This is a genomic window from Pseudomonas iranensis (genome assembly GCF_014268585.2).
GTDB classification, from domain to species: Bacteria; Pseudomonadota; Gammaproteobacteria; order Pseudomonadales; family Pseudomonadaceae; genus Aquipseudomonas; species Aquipseudomonas iranensis.
Genome location: NZ_CP077092.1, coordinates 4,902,519 through 4,922,083, shown reverse-complemented (window position 1 = coordinate 4,922,083; position 19,565 = coordinate 4,902,519). Strand labels below are relative to the sequence as shown.

At 61.0% G+C, this 19,565-nt stretch carries 16 protein-coding genes and 1 pseudogene; 8 read left to right on the top strand and 9 right to left on the bottom strand.

From position 1 onward, the window contains the following. Positions 1-75 precede the first annotated feature (75 nt). A complete protein-coding gene (gene sbcB / locus HU724_RS22145; protein WP_186567646.1) occupies positions 76-1,506 on the top strand; it encodes an exodeoxyribonuclease I in 1,431 nt (476 codons plus the stop codon). A gap of 98 nt (positions 1,507-1,604) precedes the next feature. Here sbcB and mvaT read toward each other — a convergent pair whose 3' ends face one another. Further along, positions 1,605-1,982, bottom strand: a complete 378-nt coding sequence (mvaT, locus tag HU724_RS22140; protein WP_016773476.1) for a histone-like nucleoid-structuring protein MvaT — start codon at positions 1,980-1,982, stop codon at positions 1,605-1,607. 337 nt (positions 1,983-2,319) lie between these two features. On the opposite strand from mvaT, the gene purU reads away from it, so the two are divergent. Continuing rightward, positions 2,320-3,168, top strand: coding sequence for a formyltetrahydrofolate deformylase (gene purU / locus HU724_RS22135; RefSeq protein WP_041479808.1), 849 nt, complete (start codon positions 2,320-2,322; stop codon positions 3,166-3,168). Between the two features lie 81 nt (positions 3,169-3,249). After that, positions 3,250-3,426 (top strand): hypothetical protein, encoded by a 177-nt coding sequence (locus tag HU724_RS22130; RefSeq protein WP_016773478.1) that lies wholly within the window; start codon positions 3,250-3,252, stop codon positions 3,424-3,426. On the opposite strand, the gene gpgF is transcribed toward HU724_RS22130, so the two are convergent. From gpgF to HU724_RS28060, 5 genes and pseudogenes are all read right to left on the bottom strand, one after another. Then, positions 3,410-4,408, bottom strand: a complete 999-nt coding sequence (gpgF, locus tag HU724_RS22125) for a glucosaminyl phosphatidylglycerol flippase (protein ID WP_186567647.1) — start codon at positions 4,406-4,408, stop codon at positions 3,410-3,412. The two genes, HU724_RS22130 and gpgF, sit on opposite strands and share 17 nt — an antisense overlap. After that, positions 4,405-5,175, bottom strand: a complete 771-nt coding sequence (gpgD, locus tag HU724_RS22120) for an N-acetylglucosaminyl phosphatidylglycerol deacetylase (protein ID WP_186567648.1) — start codon at positions 5,173-5,175, stop codon at positions 4,405-4,407. The genes gpgF and gpgD overlap by 4 nt, the downstream gene beginning before the upstream one ends. After that, on the bottom strand, positions 5,168-6,280 hold the full coding sequence (gene gpgS / locus HU724_RS22115) for an N-acetylglucosaminyl phosphatidylglycerol synthase (RefSeq protein ID WP_496197724.1): 1,113 nt from the start codon (positions 6,278-6,280) through the stop codon (positions 5,168-5,170). Before gpgS ends, gpgD begins: the two co-directional genes overlap by 8 nt. Positions 6,281-6,475: 195 nt before the next feature. Continuing rightward, positions 6,476-7,240, bottom strand: coding sequence for a methyl-accepting chemotaxis protein (locus HU724_RS28065; RefSeq protein WP_425375757.1), 765 nt, complete (start codon positions 7,238-7,240; stop codon positions 6,476-6,478). A gap of 93 nt (positions 7,241-7,333) precedes the next feature. Next, positions 7,334-8,365: pseudogene (locus HU724_RS28060) on the bottom strand (HAMP domain-containing protein); the annotation flags it as partial. Positions 8,366-8,551: 186 nt separating this feature from the next. On the opposite strand from HU724_RS28060, the gene HU724_RS22105 reads away from it, so the two are divergent. After that, complete coding sequence (locus HU724_RS22105; RefSeq protein WP_186567650.1) at positions 8,552-10,039, top strand: helicase HerA-like domain-containing protein; 1,488 nt, start codon at positions 8,552-8,554, stop codon at positions 10,037-10,039. 134 nt (positions 10,040-10,173) lie between these two features. On the opposite strand, the gene HU724_RS22100 is transcribed toward HU724_RS22105, so the two are convergent. Next, entirely contained in the window at positions 10,174-10,629 is a 456-nt protein-coding gene (locus HU724_RS22100) for a DUF721 domain-containing protein (protein ID WP_016773483.1), read from the bottom strand. A 308-nt stretch (positions 10,630-10,937) separates the two neighbouring features. On the opposite strand from HU724_RS22100, the gene secA reads away from it, so the two are divergent. The 4 genes from secA (at position 10,938) to HU724_RS22080 (ending at position 16,773) form a co-directional block, all read left to right on the top strand. Further along, complete coding sequence (secA, locus tag HU724_RS22095; RefSeq protein ID WP_038861039.1) at positions 10,938-13,679, top strand: preprotein translocase subunit SecA; 2,742 nt, start codon at positions 10,938-10,940, stop codon at positions 13,677-13,679. A gap of 122 nt (positions 13,680-13,801) precedes the next feature. Next, entirely contained in the window at positions 13,802-15,019 is a 1,218-nt protein-coding gene (gene argJ, locus HU724_RS22090; protein WP_041479803.1) for a bifunctional glutamate N-acetyltransferase/amino-acid acetyltransferase ArgJ, read from the top strand. Between the two features lie 180 nt (positions 15,020-15,199). Then, complete coding sequence (locus HU724_RS22085; protein WP_186567651.1) at positions 15,200-15,832, top strand: glutathione S-transferase family protein; 633 nt, start codon at positions 15,200-15,202, stop codon at positions 15,830-15,832. Next, positions 15,829-16,773, top strand: a complete 945-nt coding sequence (locus tag HU724_RS22080) for a Nudix family hydrolase (RefSeq protein ID WP_186567652.1) — start codon at positions 15,829-15,831, stop codon at positions 16,771-16,773. The genes HU724_RS22085 and HU724_RS22080 overlap by 4 nt, the downstream gene beginning before the upstream one ends. 123 nt (positions 16,774-16,896) lie before the next feature. Here HU724_RS22080 and HU724_RS22075 read toward each other — a convergent pair whose 3' ends face one another. Together HU724_RS22075 and HU724_RS22070 are read right to left on the bottom strand one after the other, a co-directional pair. Beyond that, positions 16,897-17,481: a cob(I)yrinic acid a,c-diamide adenosyltransferase gene (locus HU724_RS22075; RefSeq protein WP_186567653.1), complete on the bottom strand. Its 585-nt coding sequence runs from the start codon at positions 17,479-17,481 to the stop codon at positions 16,897-16,899. 3 nt (positions 17,482-17,484) lie between these two features. Next, a complete protein-coding gene (locus HU724_RS22070) occupies positions 17,485-19,521 on the bottom strand; it encodes a sensor histidine kinase (RefSeq protein WP_016773489.1) in 2,037 nt (678 codons plus the stop codon). Positions 19,522-19,565 lie beyond the last annotated feature (44 nt).

The following is a 19,565-nucleotide window of genomic DNA, read 5'->3' as shown; positions in this document are numbered from 1 at the left end:
TTCGCGGGCTACGAGACTGGCCGTGGCAACCTTGGAGCGCCTAGACTTCGCCGATCTTCTGTTCAGGATTCGCCCGTGACTTCAATCTTCTGGTACGACTACGAAACCACTGGCATCAATCCGCGCAACGACCGACCGCTGCAAGTGGCCGGGATTCGCACCGACCATGCGCTCAACGAAATCGACGAGCCGGTCAATCTCTATTGCCAGCCCAGCGAAGACATCCTGCCACACCCGGCGGCGTGCGCGATCACTGGTATCACCCCCGGTCAGCTCGCTGAAAAAGGCCTGAGCGAAGCCGATTTCATGACTCGCGTGCATGCGCAACTGGCCACACCGGGGACCTGTGGCGCCGGTTACAACACCTTGCGTTTCGACGACGAGATGACCCGCTACAGCCTGTATCGCAATTTCTTCGACCCCTATGCCCGTGAATGGCAGGGTGGCAACAGTCGCTGGGATCTGATTGATGTGGTGCGCGCCGCTTACGCATTGCGCCCGGACGGTCTGGTCTGGCCGACCGATGATGAAGGCCGCGTGACCCTCAAGCTCGAACGCCTCACGGCGGCCAACAATATCGATCACGGGCACGCTCACGAGGCGCTGTCGGATGTGCGCGCCACCATCGCGTTGGCGCGGCTGATTCGCGAGAAACAACCCAAGCTCTACGAGTGGCTGTTCCAGTTGCGCAGCAAACAAAAGGTGATGGATCAGATCCGCCTGTTGCAGCCACTGGTGCATGTGTCCGGGCGTTTCTCGGCGGCGCGCAGTTATGTCGGCGTGGTGCTGCCGCTGGCCTGGCACCCGAAGAATCGCAACGCCCTGATCGTCTGTGATCTGCATCTTGATCCGCAGGGGTTGCTGGACCTCGATGCGCAAGCCTTGCGTCAGCGTCTTTATACCCGTCGCGATGAGTTGGCCGAAGGTGAGTTACCGGTACCGCTCAAGCTGATTCATATCAATCGTTGCCCGGTTGTAGCGCCGCTGGCGGTATTGCGCGCGCAAGACCAGCAGCGCCTTGGGCTGGACATGGCGCTTTATCAGGAGCGGGCTGTGCGACTAACTGACGCACAACAAGTCTGGAAAGATAAAGTCGCGGCGATTTATGCCAGCGAAGATTTCACTCCCAGCGAAGATCCCGAGCAGCAGTTGTACGATGGATTTATCGGTGATCGTGATCGTCGTTTATGCGAACAAGTTCGAACGGCCGACCCTGCGCAATTGGCGCAAGAGCAGTGGCCTTTCGATGATGAACGTTTGCCTGAATTACTTTTTCGATATCGAGCACGCAACTTTCCGGACACCCTGGATGTGGCCGAGCAAGAGCGCTGGAAATTATTTTGTCAGCAGCGCCTTACGCAACCCGAGGCAGGTGCGCCGAATACCGTGCAGTCATTTATCGAGGCCGCCGAGCAATGGTCGCTTAGTGCGTCACCGATGCAGCGAGAGGTGCTCAATGACTGGCAGAATTATGTCCAGGCATTACGCAAACGTTTGAATCTGTGAAATCGAACATGCCCGGACAATAAATTACGGGCATAAAAAAACGCCAGCGCTAGCTGGCGTTCTTTTGTTCGCGGATCGCTCTGCGAAGGCGTTGCGGCTTAGCCCAGCAGGGTAGCCCAGCCTTCAACCACGTCGCCGCCCCACTTGGCTTTCCACTCTTTCAGAGTCTTGTGGTTGCCACCTTTGGTTTCGATGACTTCACCGTTGTGCGGGTTTTTGTATTGCTTAACTTTGCGTGCACGCTTGGTGCCGGTAGTTTTTACTGCGCCGCCACGTGGAGCCTTGGATTTGGCTTCTGGATCCAGCAGCGCGATGATGTCACGCAGCGACTTGGAGTATTCACCCATCAGCGTGCGCAGTTTGCCTTCGAATTCCAGTTCGGCTTGCAGTTTGTCGTCTTCGGACAGGTTCTTCAGACGGGCTTGCAGCTCTTTGATGGCTTCTTCGGTGGCGCGATATTCGTTGATCAAGGACATGAGTACTACCTTTTGTAGAATGCTGAATGACAGGGGACAGTGCCGCAATAATAGTCAGGCTGTTTCATCAAGTAAACATTTAGATCGGCTTTTTATTTAAATGAGTTACAGGAATTAGCCGCGATTTGAATGTTCAGTTAAATAATGTGATGCAGTCAGCACAGATATTTACAGTTGTCTGACAAAAGCCCCGCTAAAGCGTCACGGTCTTGACGGAAGAGCTGCGTCAGAAAGCCGTTTCGCCATGCTTTGTCCCACCCGGCGCGTATGCGTACTGCAGTTTTCCTGCGCAGTCGCTAGAATGGCGGCCTTTGTGAAGTTCTGGAGTTTCCCCCTCATGCGCACTTTTCGGCTGGTGATCTCTTGCCCGGACCGCGTTGGCATCGTTGCCAAAGTCAGTAATTTTCTGGCCTCTCATAATGGCTGGATCACCGAAGCGAGCCACCACTCTGACAATCAAGTGGGCTGGTTCTTCATGCGTCACGAAATCCGTGCCGATTCCCTGCCGTTCGGTATTGAAGAGTTGCGCGAGAAGTTCGCGCCGATCGCCGAAGAGTTCTCGATGGACTGGCGCATCACCGACACCGAGCAGAAAAAACGCGTGGTGCTGATGGCCAGCCGCGAATCCCACTGCCTGGCCGACCTGCTGCACCGCTGGCACAGCGATGAACTGGATTGCGAAATCGCCTGCGTGATCTCCAACCATGACGACCTGCGCAGCATGGTCGAGTGGCACGGCATCCCGTACTACCACGTGCCGGTCAATCCGCAGGACAAGCAGCCGGCATTCGACGAAGTGTCGCGCCTGGTCAAACAGCACGACGCCGAAGTGGTGGTGCTGGCGCGCTACATGCAGATCCTGCCGCCGGACATGTGCCGCGAATACGCGCACAAAGTCATCAACATCCACCACAGCTTCCTGCCATCGTTCGTCGGCGCCAAGCCGTATCACCAGGCGTCCCTGCGTGGTGTGAAACTGATCGGCGCAACCTGCCATTACGTGACCGAAGAGCTGGACGCCGGCCCGATCATCGAGCAGGACGTGGTGCGTGTCAGCCACAGCGACAGCATCGAAGACATGGTGCGTTTCGGCCGTGACGTCGAGAAGATGGTGCTGGCCCGCGGCCTGCGTTATCACCTGGAAGACCGCGTGCTGGTGCACGGCAACAAGACGGTTGTGTTCTGATCGAGCACGCCACGCTTGAAAAACCAGGGGCCTGGGCGTTGAATCGCTCAGGCCCTTGTCATTTGAGCCCGAGGAAAAGCCATGAGCGATCCACTGGACAAAGCCACTTCCAAAGCCCCCGCCACCCTTGGTGAAGGTTGCCTGAGTCGTTACGACCCGGATGACATGAGCCCGGACGACGGCACCGAATTCCCCGGCGCCGCCGAACTTTGGGAGCAACTCCAGCAAGAGCAGGACGAACCTAAGAAGCCTGCCTGACGTTCATCAACTTCTTCAGCAACGGCTTGCCCAGCATCAATACGAACACCGGCCCGCCCACCAGCAGATAGAAGTAATACGTCACCACGCGCCAGATCAGGATCGCCGCCGCTGCGGTGGACTTGCCCACCATGGGTGCGAGCAGCGCGGCGGAGGTCAATTCTGCGGCTCCCGCGCCGCCAGGTAACAGGCTGAATTGACCGGCGCCGAGCGAAAGCATCTGCACCAGAAAACTCCATGCCCACTGCAAATCCGCGCCGAGCCCGCGCAAGGCCAGATACAGCACGCTGTAGCGCAGCAGCCAGTGCACGCAGGTCAGAGCAAAAACCTGAACCAGCGTTTGCCAGGGCAGTTTCAAGGTATCAGTAAATGCCGCGAGGAAGTGCAGCAACTTGCGCGCCCAGCGACGGCGAGTGCGTGCCGTAATGTTCATCCCCGCCAACAGCCGCCCGCTCAGGCGAATCAACGCTCGGTGATAACGCGCGATCAACACGCAACTGAACAAACCGCCAAACAGCGAAACGGCGCTGACGGTCAGCAGCCACTCGAGACGATCGCTCAGGTGCTGGAACAGCGCGTAAATCAGAATCCCGCTCAGGGCGCAGAGAAAGAACAGCAGATCGCTGAGCTGATCCATGGCAAACACCGCGCTGCCCCGCGCCGGACGCACGCCGCAACGGGCGAGCAGGGCCATGATCGTCAGCGGCCCGCCGCTGCCACCCGGCGTGGCGCAGTACGCGAACTCGGCGGCCATCACCACGCCAAGGCTTTTCAATGGCGCGACTTTTTCACGTTGGTCGCCGAGCAACAAACGCAGGCGCAACGTATTGATGCCCCAGCACAGCAGAATCATGCCGAACATGATCAACAGCCAGTGCAGCGGAAAACTGCGCAGGCGCGCCCAGGTTTCGCCGCCGCCGAGCAGCACCGGAATCAGCACCGCCGCGAGCAGGCCGATCAGCAACAACAGGCTGCGCTTCATGCTGCGCGTTCCAGTTGTCCGCGCTGTCGGGCCAGCCAGTCGATTTTGGTCAGCGGCACGCGTCCCTCCGCCAGCAGGCGTTGCAGCGTGTGCAACCAGTAATCGCGAGAAAAACGGTGACGCATGTCCACCGGATGCAGCCCCAGGCGAATCACCGATCCCTCGCGCCAGCGCTGTTCGCGCTGGTCGCTGAGGATTTTCGACAAGCCGCGCCGCCAGGCACTGCGCGCACTCCACACCAGCCCGGGTGCAGCGATGGCGCTGAAGTCGGGCAAGCGATAAAGATGCTGCGGATCGCTGGTGTAGCTGAGCGGCAATTCGCGCAAGGCTTGGCGGGTGCCGTCGCTCATCAGCCAGGCCGGGGCGACGAAGCCATTCACCGGCCAGTCGTAGCGCTGAAACATCTCCAGACCCGCGTGCAGGCGGGCCAGGGCTGCTTCGCGGGACAAGCGATAGAACTCGCCTTCATGGGTGTAGACCCGGCGCATGAACCAGTCGCGCGGGGTGTTCGGCAGGGGCTCCTGATCGTCATGGTAGTAGCCGTGCAGCGCCAGTTCGTCGCCTCGGGCGACACGGGCATCGAGCACTCGGCGAAACGCTGGGTTGGCATCGAGCGAATCGTGGCGATGGAAGTCCGGAACCACCAGCCAGGTCATCGGCACCTTGCCCAAGGCATCGACAGCCTCGACGAAGGGCTGGTAGTCCGCCCAGGTCGAGGGCGCCACGTCGTGCAATACCAGGCACACCGCTTTCATGTTCTCAACCATTGGCCACCCGTGGCAGCGTATGGCCGAGCACCGCGTGATAGTGGCTGAGCAGACTGTCGACCACGGTGTCCCAGGCGTAATGCCGTTCGACGTGCTGGCGCGCCTGGCGGCCGAGCCGATCGCAGCCGCGACTGAACAGCTCACGCACGGCGTTAGCCATGGCCTGTGGATTGTTCGGCGCGCAGAGCAGACCGCAGGATTCGTTGACGATTTCTTCAAACGCCCCGGCCGCCACCGCCACCACGGGAATGCCGCAGGCCATGGCCTCAAGGATGACCAGCCCGAAAGTTTCCTGGTCACCGGCATGCAGCAGCGCATCGGCGCTGGCCATCAGCCGCGCGACTTTCGGCGCCGGGCAGAATTCGTCGATAACGCTGACGTTGTCCGGCACCGCCGCAGGCATCGACGAGCCGACCAACAACAAGTGATAACGCGGACCAAGGCGCTGCATGCACTTGAGCAGCACCGGCAGGTTTTTCTCCTTGGAACCGCGCCCGGCAAAGATCAGCAGGCGCGTGTCTTCGGCAATGCCCAGCTCAGCCCGCAAGCCAGGATCGCGGGCGTCGGGATGGAAAGTGTGCAGATCCACGCCCAGCGGTTGCACATGGACATTGCGCACGCCAAGCCCGATGAGCTTGTCGGCCATGACCTGGCTTGGCGCGAGCACACGATCGAAATTGCCGTACAGACGAGTCACGTAAGCCTCGACATTCGGCGTGACCCAATGGCCCATGCGATTGCCCGCCAGCAGCGGCAGATCCGAGTGATAAAAGCCGATCACCGGCACATCCAGCTGCCGCCGCGCATCCAGCGCTGCCCATGCGGTGAGGTAGGGATCGCCGACTTCGATCAGATCCGGCTGCAGATCCTGCAAGACGTTTCGCCATGGCGCCAGGCGCAGGGGGAAGCGATAACCTTTGCCGAAGGGCAGGGCGGGCGCCGGAACCGTGAAAATGCCGTCATGTTCACCCAGTCTCGCGCCGGGGATCAGCAGGCTGTGGCGAATGGCATTGCGCTCGCCAAGGCGACGGTGTTTGGCATCCAGATAAGTCCGCACGCCTCCGCTGGCCGGGGCGTAGAACATGGTGATGTCGGCGATATGCACGATGAGCAACCCTCCGCTGTGTCGTTCTCCCTTGATTGACCTTTATCCAGAATAGATGTTCGGTCGGGATTGCGCGGTGGGGTGTCAGTCGGGTTTCGTTGAAAGGTAGATATTCGCGAGCAGGCTCGCTCCCACAATGGAATGCATTTTCCCTGTGGGAGCGAGCCTGCTCGCGAAGTGGCCAGTCGCCGCAGCTTAAATCCTGAAGCTGCCCACCAGTTGCTTGAGACGCGAAGCCTGCTGCTCCAGATCCGAGCACGCGCGCAAGGTCGCTTGCAGGTTCTCTACTCCCTCCTGGTTCAGCGTGTTGATCTCGGTGATATCGACATTGATCGACTCAACCACCGCAGTCTGCTCCTCGGTCGCGGTCGCCACCGACTGGTTCATCCCATCAATCTCGCCAATGCGCAGGGTCACGCTGTTCAGGCGTTCGCCGGCAAGGTTGGCGATCTCGACGCTGTCCTGGCTGTGGCGCTGGCTGTCGCTCATGGTGCTCACCGATTCCCGGGCGCCGACTTGCAGCTCCTCGATCATGGTCTGCACCTGCTGTGCCGATTCCTGCGTGCGGTGCGCCAGGTTGCGCACTTCGTCGGCCACCACGGCGAAACCACGACCGGCCTCACCGGCGCGCGCCGCTTCGATCGCTGCGTTCAGCGCCAACAGGTTGGTCTGCTGGGAAATGCTGGTGATCACTTCGAGAATCTGGCCGATATTGACGGTCTTGCTGTTCAGCGACTCGATGTTGGTGCTCGACGCGCTGAGCATGCTCGACAGTTGGTTCATCGCCTTGATGCTGCGCTCGACCACTTGCTGGCCATCCTCGGCCAGACCACGGGCGTCGCTGGCCTGATTCGACGCTTGCGCAGCATTGCGGGCGATTTCCTGGGCGGCGGCGCCGAGCTGATTGATCGCGGCGGCAACACTGCTGGTGCGCGAAGCTTGCTGGTCAGAGTTGTACATCGACGAGTTTGACGCTGCGACCACGCGCAGGGCGACCTCGTTGACCTGGCCGGTGGCCGAGGACACTTCGCGGATCGAACCGTGAATGCGCTCGACGAAGCGGTTGAACGCGGTGCCAAGGATGCCGAATTCATCGTTATTGACGATGTTCAGGCGTTTGGTCAGGTCGCCCTCACCGTCGGCGATGTCTTCCATCGCGCGGTTCATCACGTGCAGCGGCTGGATCAGCAGGCGGATCAGCATGCCGAGCAGGGCGATGATGATTGCCACGGCAATAATGGTTGCGATTACCGCTGAGGTACGGAATTCGCTGAGCATCGAGTAGGCCTGATCCTTGTCGATCGACAGGCCGATGTACCAGTTCACCGACGGCAGCCCCTTGATCGGGGCGAAGGTGACGATGCGGGTTTTGCCGTCGACGCTCACTTCGCTGAAATCGCTGCTGATGCGCGGCGTGTCCTGCGGGTAGGCTTCTTGCAGCGATTTCATCACCAAAGCCTTGTCCGGGTGGACGAGGATCTTGCCGTCGGCGCTGATCAGAAACGCATAGCCCATGCCGTCGAAATCCCGTGCGGCGAGGGTGTCGACCAGCGATTGCAGGCTCAGGTCGCCGCCGACCACGCCGACGCTCTGCCCGGCCTTTTTCGACGCGGTGGCGATGGAAATGATCAACTGGCCGGTGGCCGCATCGATGTAGGGTTCGGTCAGGGTCGAGGTGCTGCTGCTTTCGGCACCTTTATACCAAGGGCGTACGCGCGGATCGAAACCGTCCGGCATCTTCACGTCCGGGCGGATGGTGAAATGCCCGGTGGCATCGCCCAGATAGGTGGCCATGAACGTCGAGGTCAGGCTTTTCTGTTCCAGCAGGCTGGCGACCGTGGCAGGTTCCGGGTTGATGGCGATGTTCTGCGCGGCGTTCTCGATCAGCAGGATGCGCCCGCTGAGCCAGGTCTGGATGTTGCCGGCGGTGACCTCGCCCATTTCGTTGAGGTAGTTGTTCAGATCATCGCGGATCGCATTGCGCTGCAGCCAGTCGTTGTACAACGTGAACGAGGCGAAGGCGGCAATGACGATGAGAGCGGCGGCAAGCAAAATCTTATGGCTGAAGCGCAGGTTTTTGTTCATGGCTTGGGGTTCCGCTAAGGTCTTAATGTCCTGGGCATGCTTTGATAGAGGCGCGCACTATGGGCAAGGTTGAAAAACTGATATTTCCGGCTCTCCTTAGGGAAATGTGCGACCCGATTTTCTGACGGGTCTGTCCACTTTATGTATCGGCCATGTGTCATCAAAGATTAACCATTGGGTGAGAAAATGCCTGACTCCTCGCAACTCGTTATCGGCGCTGGTCCGGCCGCGCAACCCATCGCTCAGGCCATGCGCCTGGCCAACCGCCACGGGCTGATCGCCGGCGCCACCGGCACCGGTAAGACCGTGACCTTGCAGCGTCTGGCCGAAGCCTTCAGCGATGCCGGTGTGGCGGTGTTCGCCGCCGACATCAAGGGCGACCTCTGCGGGCTCGGCGCCGCTGGCAACCCGCAGGGCAAAGTGGCCGAGCGCATCGCTGGCATGCCTTGGCTCGGTCATACGCCGCAGGCTTACCCGGTGACGCTGTGGGACATCCACGGTGAATCCGGTCACCCGCTGCGCACCACGTTGAGCGAAATGGGTCCGCTACTGATCGGCAGCCTGCTCGAGCTGACCGACAGTCAGCAGTCGGCGCTGTACGCGGCGTTCAAGGTGGCGGATCGCGAAGGGCTGTTGCTGCTGGATCTCAAGGATCTGAAAGCGCTGCTCAGTCACCTCAAGGACAATCCACAGTTGCTCGGCGAAGACGCCGCGCTGATGACCACCGGCTCCAGCCAGGCACTGCTGCGCCGTTTGGCGACGCTGGAACAGCAGGGCGCCGAAGCCCTGTTCGGCGAGCCGGCGCTGCAACTCGAAGACATCCTGCAACCGGGCGCCGATGGCCGGGGACGCATCCACCTGCTCGACGCCAGCCGTCTGGTGCACGAGGCGCCGAAGGTTTACGCAACGTTCCTGCTGTGGCTGCTGGCCGAGTTGTTCGAGCAACTGCCCGAGCGCGGCGATGCTGACAAGCCGCTGCTGGCGCTGTTCTTCGATGAGGCGCACTTGTTGTTCGGCGACACGCCCAAGGCTTTGCAGGAACGCCTGGAGCAAGTGGTGCGCTTGATTCGTTCCAAAGGCGTTGGCGTGTACTTCGTCACTCAGTCGCCGGCGGATCTGCCGGATGACGTGCTGGCGCAGTTGGGCTTGCGTATTCAACACGGCCTGCGTGCGTTCACCGCCAAAGAGCAGAAGTCCCTGCGTGCGGTTGCGGATGGCTTTCGGCCGAATCCGGCGTTCGACAGTCTGTCGGTGCTGACTGAGTTAGGTATTGGTGAGGCGCTGGTCGGCACGCTGACCGAGAAGGGCACCCCGGAAATGGTCCAGCGCGTGCTGGTGGCACCGCCGCAATCGCGGATCGGCCCGCTGACCGAAACCGAGCGCACCGTGCTGATCGCCGGCTCACCGTTCAAGGGCCGTTATGACAAGCCGATCGATCGCGAGTCGGCCTATGAGATCTTGATGGGCCGCAAAGGGCTGGCGCCCGAGGCTGAAACACCAGCGGGCAAAGCGGCGGCCGAAGAGCCGAGCCTGGCTGACCGCGCGGGAGAATTCCTCGGCACGGCGGCAGGGCAGGCGCTGAAATCAGCGATGCGCCAGGCGGCCAATAACCTTGGCAAGCAGTTGGTGCGCGGGTTGATGGGCTCTCTGCTCGGAGGCAGCAAGCGCCGCTGATCTCAGGCGAATCGGAGATCCAAACTGTGGGAGCGAGCCTGCTCGCGAAAGCGCTGTGTCATTCAACATCAATGTCGTCTGACACGGCCTCTTCGCGAGCAGGCTCGCTCCCACAAGGGGAATGGTGTGCACGGTCAGGTTTTGCTTTTGGCATGCGCCGCCAACCGCTCCAGCGCCGCGCGCAATCCCGGATCGCTGATCCCGTCGGCCGTCGACTGAATCGTCTCCGCCGCACTGCTGGACAAATCCATGGTGTGTCCAACCGCCCGGTGCTGGATGATCGGCGGGCGCACGCTGAATTTGATCCGCGTCAGGTTGGCGAACTCTTCGAACAATTGCAGTTGTCGTTGCAGACGTTTTTGCTGATAGCGCAGGCGCGTTGCCCAATGGCCGTCAGTGACCACCAGCGACAGCTCGCCTTCGCGCCACTTGGCTACCCGGCAATGCTCGCGGGCGGCCGGTTGCAGCTGGCTTTCGAGCAGGCGCTGCAAATGCTCCAGACGCTGGGCATGGCCGAGGATGGCTTTCAGCGGTTTGGCTTCGCGTAACAGAACGGCGGGTGCTCTGGCCGTGAGAGGGCGAAACGCCATGATCGAACACCTGAAGGAACAGAGGCGCCATGGTAGCAGAAAGCTGCGGAACCTCTGGGCCATTGCTTTTGTCCCTGATTTGCTCATTAAATCAACGCCTGACTTCTTTCCCCCGACGGGTTGAAGTTGAGCAAAACGCCCCTATTTTAAGTGAGCCCCGTCAAAGCGCAGTGCCAGCATCGTGGAACATCGCCACTTTCCTCACCACCGTTTCCGGGTAGAATGCTCGTTCGCATGCGGCCATGAGGGCTGCACGGGCGACTCACGGGGCCGCCCTCCATCCCTTTAGTGTGGAAGATCCTGCCGATATGTTTGCGCCTTTGTTAAAGAAACTTTTTGGAAGCAAGAACGAGCGTGAAGTCAAACGCATGCTCAAGACGGTGCAGCTCGTCAATGCCTTCGAAGAGCAAATGGTGGCCCTTTCGGACGATCAATTGCGCGCCAAGACCGCCGAGTTCAAGGCCCGTATCGCCAAAGGGGAAACCCTCGACAAGCTGTTGCCGGAAGCCTTCGCCGTCGCCCGCGAGGCCGGCAAGCGTGTGATGGGCATGCGCCACTTCGACGTGCAACTCGTCGGCGGCATGACTCTGCACGAAGGCAAGATTGCCGAAATGCGCACCGGTGAGGGCAAGACCCTCGTGGCCACCCTGGGTGTTTACCTCAACGCACTGTCCGGCAAGGGCGTGCACGTTGTGACCGTGAACGACTACCTGGCCCGCCGTGACGCCAACTGGATGCGCCCGCTGTATGAGTTCCTCGGCCTGACCGTCGGCGTCGTGACGCCGTTCCAGCCGCCGGAAGAGAAGCGCGCCGCCTACGCCGCCGACATCACCTACGGCACCAACAACGAATTCGGTTTCGACTACCTGCGCGACAACATGGCGTTCAGCATGGATGAAAAATTCCAGCGCGAACTCAATTTTGCCGTGATCGACGAAGTCGACTCCATCCTCATCGACGAAGCGCGTACTCCGCTGATCATTTCCGGTCAGGCCGAGGACAGCTCCAAGCTGTACATGGAGATCAACAAACTGATCCCGCAGCTGGAATTGCACGTCGAGGAAGTCGAAGGCCAGGTCACCAAGGCCGGCCACTACACCGTTGACGAAAAGACCCGTCAGGTCGAACTCAACGAAGCTGGTCACCAGTTCATCGAAGAAATGCTCACCCGCGTCGGCCTGCTGGCCGAAGGCGAGAGCCTGTACTCGGCGCACAACCTTGGCCTGCTGACCCACGTCTATGCCGGTCTGCGTGCGCACAAGCTGTTCAACCGCAACATCGAATACATCGTCCAGGACGGTCAGGTCGTGCTGGTCGACGAACACACCGGTCGTACCATGCCGGGTCGTCGTCTGTCCGAAGGCCTGCACCAGGCTATCGAAGCCAAGGAAGGTCTGAACATTCAGGCCGAGAGCCAGACCCTGGCCTCGACCACCTTCCAGAACTACTTCCGTCTGTACACCAAGCTGTCCGGCATGACCGGTACCGCCGACACCGAAGCGTTCGAATTCCACCAGATCTATGGTCTGGAAGTCATGGTCATCCCGCCGAACAAGCCGTTGGCGCGTAAAGACTACAACGACCTGGTGTTCCTCACCGCCGAAGAGAAATACGCGGCGATCGTGGCCGACATCAAGGAAAGCATGGCCGCCGGTCGTCCGGTGCTGGTGGGTACCGCGACCATCGAGACCTCCGAGCACATGTCCGAATTGCTCGTCAAAGAAGGCATCGAACACAAGGTTCTCAACGCCAAGTTCCACGAAAAAGAAGCTGAAATCATCGCGCAGGCCGGTCGTCCGGGTGCGCTGACCATCGCCACCAACATGGCCGGTCGTGGTACCGACATCCTGTTGGGCGGCAACTGGGAAGTGGAAGTCGCTTCGCTGGAGAACCCGACCCCTGAGCAGATCGCCCAGATCAAGGCCGACTGGCAGAAGCGTCACCAGCAAGTGCTGGAGTCCGGCGGCTTGCAGGTGATCGCTTCCGAGCGGCATGAATCGCGCCGTATCGACAACCAGCTGCGTGGCCGTGCCGGCCGTCAGGGCGATGCCGGTTCGAGCCGCTTCTACCTGTCGCTGGAAGACAGCCTGATGCGCATTTTCGCCTCTGACCGGGTGAAGAACTTCATGAAGGCTCTGGGCATGCAGCCGGGCGAAGCGATCGAACACCGCATGGTGACCAACGCAATCGAGAAGGCGCAGCGCAAGGTTGAAGGCCGCAACTTCGACATCCGCAAGCAACTGCTCGAGTTCGACGACGTCAACAACGAGCAGCGTAAAGTGATCTATCACATGCGTAACACGTTGCTGGCCGCTGACAACATCGGCGAAACCATCGCCGACTTCCGTCAGGACGTGCTCAACGCTACCGTCAGCGCCCACATTCCGCCGCAATCGCTGCCAGAGCAGTGGGACGTCGCCGGTCTGGAAGCGTCGATCGAAAGCGATTTCGGCGTGAAACTGCCGATCCAGCAATGGCTCGACGAAGACGATCACCTGTACGAAGAAACCCTGCGCGAGAAGCTCATGACCGAGCTGATGGCGGCTTACAACGAGAAAGAAGATCAGGCCGGTGCCGAGGCGCTGCGCTCGTTCGAGAAGCAGATCGTCCTGCGCGTACTCGACGACCTGTGGAAAGACCACCTGTCGACCATGGATCACCTGCGTCACGGCATTCACCTGCGTGGCTATGCGCAGAAGAACCCGAAGCAGGAATACAAGCGCGAGTCGTTCACGCTGTTCTCCGAGCTGCTCGATTCGATCAAGCGCGACTCGATCCGCGTGCTCTCGCACGTTCAGGTTCGCCGCGAAGATCCGGAAGCCGAAGAGCAACGCCTGCGTCAGGAAGCCGAAGCACTGGCGGCGCGCATGCAGTTCGAACATGCCGAAGCGCCTGGGCTGGATCAGCCGGAAGCGTTGGGTGAAGAGGTCGATGTGGCACTGGCCACCGCCGCTGCCCCGGTGCGCAACGAGCAGAAGCTGGGCCGCAACGAACTGTGCTACTGCGGTTCGGGCAAGAAATACAAGCATTGCCACGGGCAGATCCAGTAAAACCCGTTTCAATCGCTGAACACCCCGCGCCGCGACCGGCTCCTGCCGTCGCGGCGTTTTGCCATTTATCCCACCGTCCTTTTCCGTGACGGTGCTGACATCATTGAGTAAGGAGCGCATTCATGGCTGTTGGTCTTGGTCCTTTGCCAACGTTGCACCCGGTTGCCGGTTTTGAACTCGGTATCGCCTCGGCCGGCATCAAGCGCCCGGGGCGCAAGGATGTAGTGGTGATGCGCTGTGCTGAAGGTTCGACCGTGGCTGGCGTGTTCACCCTGAACGCGTTCTGCGCCGCGCCGGTGATCCTGGCGAAAAAGCGCGTGCACAATGCCGTGCGGTACTTGCTGACCAACACCGGCAATGCCAACGCCGGCACCGGCGAGCCTGGCTTGGCGGCTGCCGAGCGCACCACCGCTAAATTGGCCGAGCTGACCGGCGTCGATGCCAGCCAGATTCTGCCGTACTCCACCGGTGTGATCGGCGAGCCGCTGCCGGTCGAAAAAATCGAAGGCGCACTGCAAGCCGCGCTGGACGACCTGTCGGAGAACAACTGGGAAGCCGCCGCCACTGGCATCATGACCACCGACACCCTGCCCAAGGGCGCCAGCCGCCAGTTCGAGCATGACGGCGTGACCATCACTGTCACCGGCATCAGCAAAGGCGCCGGCATGATTCGCCCGAACATGGCGACCATGCTGGGTTACATCGCCACCGACGCCAAAGTCTCCCGCGAGGTGCTGCACAACCTGATGCTCGACGGCGCCAACAAGTCGTTCAACCGCATCACCATCGACGGCGACACCTCGACCAACGATTGCTGCATGCTGATCGCCACTGGCAAGGCCGCGCTGCCTGAGATCACCCGCGCTGAAGGCGAGCTGTTCGCCAAGCTGAAACAGGCGGTATTCGAAGTGTGCATGGACGTCGCCCAGGCCATCGTGCGTGACGGCGAAGGCGCGACCAAGTTCGTCACCGTTGAAGTGAACGGCGGCGGCAACCACCAGGAATGCCTGGACGTCGGTTACACCGTGGCCCACTCGCCGCTGATCAAGACCGCGCTGTTCGCCTCTGACCCGAACTGGGGCCGTATCCTCGCTGCCGTGGGTCGTGCCGGCGTGCCGGATCTGGACGTGAGCAAGATCGACGTGTTCCTCGGCGACGTGTGCATCGCCAGCCGTGGCGCCCGCGCCGCGACCTACACTGAAGCACAGGGCTCGGCGGTGATGCAGCAGGAAGAAATCACCATTCGCATCGAACTGGGGCGCGGCGATTGCAGCGAAACCATCTGGACCACCGACCTGTCGCATGAGTACGTGAAGATCAACGCTGAATACCGTACTTGATTCAAGGTGTGGGAGTGGGCTGCCGGCCTCTTCGCGGGCAAGCCCGCTCCCACAGTGATTGCGGTCGTTCACAAATGCCGTGTACACCACCAAAACCTGTGGGAGCGGGCTTGCCCGCGATGACGGACGACCAGACGCCAGACATTCTGGATTGTTTCCCTGACGAAAAGGCGCCACACCATGTCCCTGCACCTGATCATCGGCGACAAACTGCTTTCCTCCTGGTCCCTGCGTGCGGCACTGGCGCTGGACCTGACCGGCGCACCCTACAGCGAAGAGCTGATCAAGCTCGGCAAGCCCGACACCCGCGCGCAACTGCTCAAGCATTCGCCGACCGGCAAGGTGCCGCTGCTGCAAACCACCCGTGGCACCATCGCCGATTCGCTGGCCATTGCTGAGTACCTCGCCGAACAGTTTCCGTCCGAGCAACTCTGGCCGAGCGATACCTTCGCTCGCGCCCAGGCCCGCTCGGCCTGCGCACAAATGCACAGCGGCTTCTTCGCCATGCGTAACCACATGCCGTTCAACCTCAGCCAGGACGCACCGCTGAACCCGGTGCCGCCAGAAGTGAAGGTCGATATCGAACGCATGCTCGCGCTATGGGCTGAATGCCGCGCGGCAGCCACGGAAGAGGGGCCGTACCTGTTCGGTCGTGTCAGTCTCGCCGATGCCTTCTTCGCGCCGATCGCCGTGCGCTTGCGCACCTATCAGGTGAAGCTGCCAGCGGTCGACGAAGCTTACGTTGAAACCGTCTACCAATGGCCCGCCTTCAAAGCGTGGCAAAAGGCTGGACTGGAGGAATTGAACCCGTGAAACGCGTCCACGTCGCCGCTGCCGTCATCCGTGACGGCGCCGGCAAAATTCTTATCGCCCGCCGTGCCGACACCCAGCATCAGGGCGGCTTGTGGGAGTTTCCCGGTGGAAAGGTCGAGGCTGACGAGTCTGTCGAATCGGCACTGGCTCGCGAGCTGCACGAAGAGCTGGGCATCATCGTTGATGCTGCGCGGCCGCTGATCAAGGTTCGCCACGATTACCCGGACAAACAGGTCTTGCTGGATGTCTGGGAAGTCTCGGCGTTCAGCGGCGAGCCCCACGGCGCGGAAGGTCAGCCACTGGCTTGGGTCACTGCCAGGGAATTGATCGACTATGAGTTTCCGGCAGCCAACCAGCCAATCGTCGCGGCAGCGCGCTTGCCTGCCGAATACTTGATCACTCCGGAAGATCTGGAAGGCCCGGCCTTGTTGCGCGGCATCCAGAAGGCGATCGCCGGCGGCATCAAATTGATCCAGCTGCGCGCACCCAACGGCTACGACCCGAAATACCGTGATCTGGCGGTGGATGCGGTGGGCCTGTGTGCGGGCAAGGCACAGTTGATGATCAAAGGGCCCTTCGAATGGCTCGGCGATTTCCCGTCTGCCGGTTGGCACATCACCGCGGCCCAACTGCGTAAATACGCAGCGGCAGGACGTCCGTTGCCAGCGGAGCGCTGGCTCGCAGCGTCGTGCCATAACGCTGAAGAGCTGGCACTGGCCGCGCAGATGGGCGTCGACTTCGTCACCCTGTCGCCGGTGCAGCCGACTTTGACGCACCCGGATGCACAGCCATTGGGTTGGGAACAGGCTGCGGCACTGATTGAGGGTTTCAGCAAACCGGTGTTTCTGCTCGGTGGAGTAGGGCCGGCGGAGTGCGAGAAAGCCTGGGGTGTTGGGGCTCAGGGTGTGGCGGGGATTCGGGCGTTCTGGCCAGAAGCTTGATTCTCGATTGAGGCTAGCGGCCTCTTCGCGAGCAGGCTCGCTCCCACAGTGGATTGCATTTCTCCAGTCAGAATGCAGGCAAATGTGGGAGCGAGCCTGCTCGCGAAGGCGCCCTGACAGGCGCTACTTTCCTTCAGGTTTCGCCGCCGGCTGCCACAAAATCTCCGCCACCCCCTGCCGCCGCGCAATCAACCGCGCCACAACAAACAGCAAATCCGACAATCGATTGATATACGCCAGGCCAACCCCGGCCAATGGCTCAACCGAGTTCAAATGCTGACACCGCCGCTCGGCACCGCGCGCCAGACTGCGGCAGACATGCGCCTGCGCAATCAACATTGAACCACCCGGCAAGATAAAGTTTTCCAGCGGCCCCAGCTCTTCATTCCACACATCGATCGCCGCTTCCAGCCGCTCGATTTCAGCCTCGTTCAACGCCTGATATTCCGGCATCGCCAGTTCACCGCCGAGGTCGAACAGGCGATGCTGACACGGCGCCAACACGTCGATGATTTCATTCAGCCCTGGATGCACTGCGCGCTCGGCGAGCAAACCGGCGAGCAGCACGCCGACCTGACTGTTCAGCGTATCGACCTCGCCGATCGCCTCGATACGCGGGTGATCCTTGGGAACGCGGCGGCCGTCACCGAGGCCGGTTTCGCCTTTGTCGCCGGTGCGGGTGTAGATCTTCGACAGGCGGAAGCCCATGGGTTACCTCGGTAGTGGATTGGTTTCGGTGGTCAGCGGCGCCGGTTGCGCCAGCGGCAGACGCAGGGTGAAGCAAGTGCCCTGGCCGGGCGCCGACTGCACTTCCATCTGGCCCTTGTGATTGTTGGTGATGATGAAGTACGACACCGACAGGCCCAGGCCGGTGCCTTGGCCGATTTCCTTGGTGGTGAAGAACGGCTCGAAGGTACGCTTGCGCACGTTCTCGCTCATGCCGATGCCGTTGTCTTCGACCTGGATCTCGGCCCACGGCGGATTGAGCCTGGTGCGCAGAATGATCCGGCCCGGCTCGCTGTCGTCTTCACGCTGATGAATCGCCTGCGCGGCGTTTTTCAGCAGATTGAGCAGCACCTGTTCCAGCTCGTTGGCGGTGCCCGGCACCGGACCGAGGGCTGGGTCGAACTGGCGGATGATCGCCTGGCCCTTGAAGTCGAAGCCGATGGCCAGATCGAAGTCGTTACCGGCGATCTCAACGGCTTGATCGATCAGCGCCGGCAGATCGCACGGCGCCATTTGCCGGGTGCTGCGGCGGCTGAAGCTGAGCATGTGCGTGACGATTTTCGCCGCGCGGGCGCCAGCCTGTTGAATGCCGTCGAGCAATTGCGGGACTTCGCGGCCTTGCAGGTAGCGGTTCACCGTGTCCAGTTCGATGCCCAGTTGTTCGGCAGTTTCGATGTTCTTCGGCAGATCCGCCGACAGACGCCGACGAATGTTCTGCACGTTGTGCAGGATCGCGCCAAGCGGGTTGTTGATTTCATGGGCCATGCCGGCCGCAAGGCCACCGACCGAGAGCATCTTCTCCGACTGCACCATCATTTCTTCCAGCGACAGACGCTGGGTGATGTCATCGATACGGATCACCACGCCACGCCCGGCACCGCCCATCAGCGGATAAAACGTCAGTGCATAGTGTTTGGGTTCATCGTCCTTGAACCAGGTCACCCGGTCGACTTTGGCCACGGTGTGCTGTTCGACGGTGGCCTTGAGCTGCGGCAAAAACGGCTTGAGCGGTTCGAAGGCGAGGAAGATCGGTTGGTTCAAAGCCTCATCCAGGCGTGTACCGGAGAGCGCGCTGGCTTCCTGGTTCCACTGGGTGACGTAGAGCTGCTCGTCGAGGGCGATCAGCGCCGAGGGCATCGAGTCGATGATGCTGTTGAGGTAATTCTGGAAGCCGGTGAGCTTCTTTTCGATCTTGCTGCGCACCTGGACTTCCAGTTCCAGTTTGCGGTTGGTGTGGCGGGTTTCCTCGGCCAGCCCCTGCGCCTGATCGTAGGCGGCCTGCGAGTCGTCGCGGGCGCGTTTGAGTTGCTGCTCGCGGGCTTCGATGCGCGAAAGCATGGTGTTGAACGCCTCGGCCAGACTGCCGATTTCGTCATGGTTGCCGCGTGCAGCGCGCAGGGCGTAGTTCTCTTCGCGGGTGACCTGGCGGGACAATTCCTCAAGCTGATGAATCGGCCGGGTAATCAGACGTTTGATCTGCCGGGCAATCACCAGCCACAGCAGTACGCTGAAGATCAGGATGCCGAGGCTGGCGGTCAGGGTACCGGTGTAGAACGCCATCGGCAGCTCGCTGCTGGCGACCAGTAACAGATGTCCCGGCGCGGCACCAGGGCGGGGCAGGGTGATCAGTTGGTTGCTGCGAAACTCGGTGAGTTGCCAGGCTTCGACGTGGCGGTAGCGCTCGGGGAGGCTGAGTTTTTCGCCGCGCTGCACTTGCGCCAGGCGTTCACCCTTGCCGTCATACAGGGCGGCGGCGCGCAGCGGTGAATAACTGTCGAGTTCCTTGAGCAGGCGCTCGGCGCTGCGCGGCGACTCCAGCGCATCACTGACCAGACTCGGATTGGCAATCAACCGGCCGATGGTCTGCAAGGCTTGTGGCGCCATGCTTTCCTGAGAAATGTAATAGGCGGCGCTGATAAAGGTCAGGTTGGCGACCAGCAGAACCGTGGTCAACAACACCAGCAGGGCGGCCAGCAGTTTCTGGCCGACCGGCAGGTTTTCAAGGCGCTGGCGCAATGGCATCGGGTTTATCGCAGCAGGGGAACAAGTGGTCAGCCTAGCGGCTG

Excerpts from the sequence above, each read along its gene's own strand:
- mvaT (WP_016773476.1), bottom strand. The coding sequence starts at position 1,982 with ATGTCCTTGATCAACGAATATCGCGCCACCGAAGAAGCCATCAAAGAG.
- purU (WP_041479808.1), top strand. The coding sequence starts at position 2,320 with ATGCGCACTTTTCGGCTGGTGATCTCTTGCCCGGACCGCGTTGGCATC.
- HU724_RS22130 (WP_016773478.1), top strand. The coding sequence starts at position 3,250 with ATGAGCGATCCACTGGACAAAGCCACTTCCAAAGCCCCCGCCACCCTT.
- gpgF (WP_186567647.1), bottom strand. The coding sequence starts at position 4,408 with ATGAAGCGCAGCCTGTTGTTGCTGATCGGCCTGCTCGCGGCGGTGCTG.
- gpgD (WP_186567648.1), bottom strand. The coding sequence starts at position 5,175 with ATGGTTGAGAACATGAAAGCGGTGTGCCTGGTATTGCACGACGTGGCG.
- HU724_RS28065 (WP_425375757.1), bottom strand. The coding sequence starts at position 7,240 with ATGTACAACTCTGACCAGCAAGCTTCGCGCACCAGCAGTGTTGCCGCC.
- HU724_RS22105 (WP_186567650.1), top strand. The coding sequence starts at position 8,552 with ATGCCTGACTCCTCGCAACTCGTTATCGGCGCTGGTCCGGCCGCGCAA.
- HU724_RS22100 (WP_016773483.1), bottom strand. The coding sequence starts at position 10,629 with ATGGCGTTTCGCCCTCTCACGGCCAGAGCACCCGCCGTTCTGTTACGC.
- secA (WP_038861039.1), top strand. The coding sequence starts at position 10,938 with ATGTTTGCGCCTTTGTTAAAGAAACTTTTTGGAAGCAAGAACGAGCGT.
- argJ (WP_041479803.1), top strand. The coding sequence starts at position 13,802 with ATGGCTGTTGGTCTTGGTCCTTTGCCAACGTTGCACCCGGTTGCCGGT.
- HU724_RS22085 (WP_186567651.1), top strand. The coding sequence starts at position 15,200 with ATGTCCCTGCACCTGATCATCGGCGACAAACTGCTTTCCTCCTGGTCC.
- HU724_RS22075 (WP_186567653.1), bottom strand. The coding sequence starts at position 17,481 with ATGGGCTTCCGCCTGTCGAAGATCTACACCCGCACCGGCGACAAAGGC.
- HU724_RS22070 (WP_016773489.1), bottom strand. The coding sequence starts at position 19,521 with ATGCCATTGCGCCAGCGCCTTGAAAACCTGCCGGTCGGCCAGAAACTG.